The 3,169-nt window shown below is 44.6% G+C and carries 3 protein-coding genes; all 3 read left to right on the plus strand.

All coding sequences use genetic code 11. From position 1 onward, the window contains the following. Window positions 1-428: M20/M25/M40 family metallo-hydrolase (locus WB217_RS12380; protein WP_423993525.1), on the plus strand; the 428-nt coding region annotated here is incomplete at its 5' end. A 196-nt stretch (window positions 429-624) separates the two neighbouring features. Further along, window positions 625-1,491, plus strand: a complete 867-nt coding sequence (gene liaG, locus WB217_RS12385) for a LiaG family protein (protein ID WP_423993526.1) — start codon at window positions 625-627, stop codon at window positions 1,489-1,491. Between the two features lie 246 nt (window positions 1,492-1,737). Continuing rightward, window positions 1,738-3,169: LytS/YhcK type 5TM receptor domain-containing protein (locus tag WB217_RS12390; RefSeq protein WP_423993527.1), on the plus strand; the 1,432-nt coding region annotated here is incomplete at its 3' end.

Below are 3,169 nucleotides of genomic sequence, written 5' to 3' on the forward strand. Positions count from 1 at the left end.
TCAATGGAGATGTGGAAGAAACAACTTTGAATTATATCATTCGTGACTTCGATCAAGCCGGCTTCCAGGCACGCAAGGATTTAATGCAAAAGGTTACAAACGAGCAAAGGCTTCTATATGGTGAAAATCGTATTGAGCTTGAAATGAACGACCAATACTACAACATGAAGGATAAAATCGAGCCAGTGAAGGAAATCGTCGATATCGCTTACGAAGCAATGGAAAACCTCGGCATCAAGCCGATCGTGAAGCCAATCCGCGGCGGTACAGACGGCTCCCAGCTAAGCTATATGGGACTGCCTACACCAAACATCTTCACAGGAGGCGAAAACTTCCACGGCCGATTCGAATACATCTCAGTCAACAACATGCTAAAATCCGTAGAAACCATCGTCGAAATAGCCAAACTCGTCGAAGCCAAAGCATAACACTTTAACACACCACCGCGCCGGGGGTCAGACCCCCGGCGCTTTAACGCATAACCGCACTGGGGGTCTGACCCCCAGTGCTTTAATGTGTTAAATAGGGCTGTGGTCTTAGGGGGATTTAATTCTGAGGGGCATTGGTGGGATTTGGTATCTGCGTTATCTTAGATATAGAGATTGATTGAGAGGGGAAACGAAAATGATAAAGCGGATTTTGGTTATTTTTTTGATTATTACGGGTGCGTATATCGCGATGAATTATTTGTTTGACGGGAACGGGGTTTCTCTTTCGAAGACGGAGGATTCTGCTAAGGTTTCAAAGGACATCGAGAATATCTCTATCGATATCTCCAGTGTTGAAACGACCATCGTACCTGAGGACAGAGATGATATCCGTGCAGAGCTCAAAGGCAAGGGTACTGTTTCTGTAAATAAGCGCGGGGATGACATTGAGGTTTCAGTTAAGCGAAAGGGTTTCTTCTGGTTTAATTGGTTTGAGCTTGATCACACGTCATTAACCATTTATATCCCAGAGAATTATGACAAGAATATGGAAATAAAGCTAGGATCAGGCGAGGTAACGTTTAAAGGAAGCTCCATCCAGGACCGCATGGAACTCGATAAACTTTCGGCCGATATAGGATCAGGAAGCATGGTCCTGAAAAACCTGGACGTTAAAGCTATTGAGCAGCACATTTCCTCAGGTGACGTCGAGATCAATTCATTAACAGCTGAAACAGGTACTTTTGAGGTAAGTTCCGGGAGTGTAAATGTACAGAACTACACTGGAAAACTTGATGCCGATGTTTCTTCTGGTGAATTGGAGATCCAGATGGATGAATTGAAGGATTCCATCAGCTTAAACGTGAGTTCAGGTGACATCAAACTGGATCTGCCCGATGATGCCGCGTTCACATTAAACGGAAAAACGAGAAGCGGAGATCTATCATGCGACTTCCCACTCGAAAATAAACAAGAAAGTGACAAGCGCCTTAACGGCAAGCACGGCAACGGAAAACACAAAATAGACGCTGATGTATCAAGCGGTGATATTGAAATCTTTTAATAAGAAAAAAGCCTGGACACCAGCAGTATTGCATGGGTCCAGGCTTTTTTTTAATAAGACGAAATATCTCCTGGCATATACAAGTCTTCCGCTTAGCATCTGAACTTCCAGTATCATAGAATGCAAGCACAAGCTTCGTATAAATAACACTAAACATTTAAACTCAGGTACATACTCTTTTACTTTATTTATCTTTACTTTAAAATTAGTTGAAGATATAAATTCCACCTCCCAAGGAGTGCGGTTATGTTTGAACTTTTAATTACCATGCTTGAACGTCTCGGAATTATCGTAACAATTGCTTTCATTTTAACAAGGTTCCGCTTTTTCAGAGGTTTGATTTATCACGAAACACTTAATCGACGACAGCAATTTTTTGCCATCATTTTCTTTGGTTTTTTCGGAATCATTGGTACGTATTCAGGCATGAGCTTTAATACGGATTCACTCCAATTCAATCGCTGGGCTGCTGACCTTGCGTCAGATGAAGCCATTGCTAATTCCCGGGTCATCGGGATCGTCATTGCGGGTTTGCTTGGCGGCTATAGGGTTGGAATTGGTGCTGGACTGATTGCCGGATTGCACCGCTTTACCCTGGGCGGCTTTACTGCGATTGCCTGCGGAGTGGCCGCAATTGTAGCTGGTATCATCGCCGGCCGATTCCAAAAGAAGAGTAAGAATGTCAGCCTGTCGACTGCCTTTATGGTCGGCGCCTTTGCCGAAACAATCCAAATGCTGATTATCCTGCTGCTGGCAAAACCATTCGATAAAGCCATGACACTCGTGGAAATCATCGGCGTTCCCATGATATTGGCAAACGGTCTCGGTTCTGCCCTGTTCCTCTTGATTATAAAAAATGTTGTGTCCGAAGAAGAAAAGACCGGTGCCATGCTCGCGCAAAAAACGCTGCGGATTGCTGACCAGACTCTAGCCTACCTTCGGAAAGGTATTAACCCCGACTCTGCAAAGGCAGTATGCCAGATCCTGCACAATGAAGTGCAAACCAATGCCGTGTCGATGACGAATCAAACAGAAATCCTTGCACATATTGGACTCGGTGACGACCATCATCGTTCAGCAAGCCCCATCCAGACTCAAATCACGCGAGATGTTCTTAAAAGCGGGATGCTTGTAGTCGCGAATGACGAGACTATCCATTGCCGGGAAACCAACTGTCCGCTTGGTGCAGCGGTTATAGCTCCCTTAAAGCAGCGAGGCGAAACAATCGGCACCTTAAAGTTCTATTTTAAATCTGAAAAAGAAATTACGAATGTGGAAATGGAGCTTATCTCAGGACTCAGCACCCTTCTCGGCAACCAACTCGAAATCGCTGAGGCGGATAAAGCCTATCAGCTTGCTAAGGAAGCCGAGGTAAAAGCATTGCAGGCGCAAATAAGTCCTCATTTCCTTTTCAACACAATGAATGTCATTACATCTCTTGTCAGGATCGATCCGATAAAAGCAAGGATGCTGCTTGTCTCCCTTTCTCACTTTTTACGGCAAAATCTGAACGCTACTACTGTGACGATTACCAGTCTTGAGCAGGAATTGCGGCATGTTAAGGCATACCTTGCCATCGAAGAAGCACGCTTTGTGGAAAAGCTGAAAGTAACTTATGACATAGCTGACGAAGCTCTTTTGGTAAAAATTCCGCCTCTGACCCTGCAGCCTATTGTGG

It is taken from the genome of Mesobacillus sp. (genome assembly GCF_049588175.1).
In the GTDB taxonomy this organism is placed as follows: domain Bacteria; phylum Bacillota; class Bacilli; order Bacillales; family Cytobacillaceae; genus Mesobacillus.

Bases quoted from the DNA above. Each gene is read 5' to 3' on its own strand.
- liaG (WP_423993526.1), top strand. From the start codon at position 625: ATGATAAAGCGGATTTTGGTTATTTTTTTGATTATTACGGGTGCGTAT.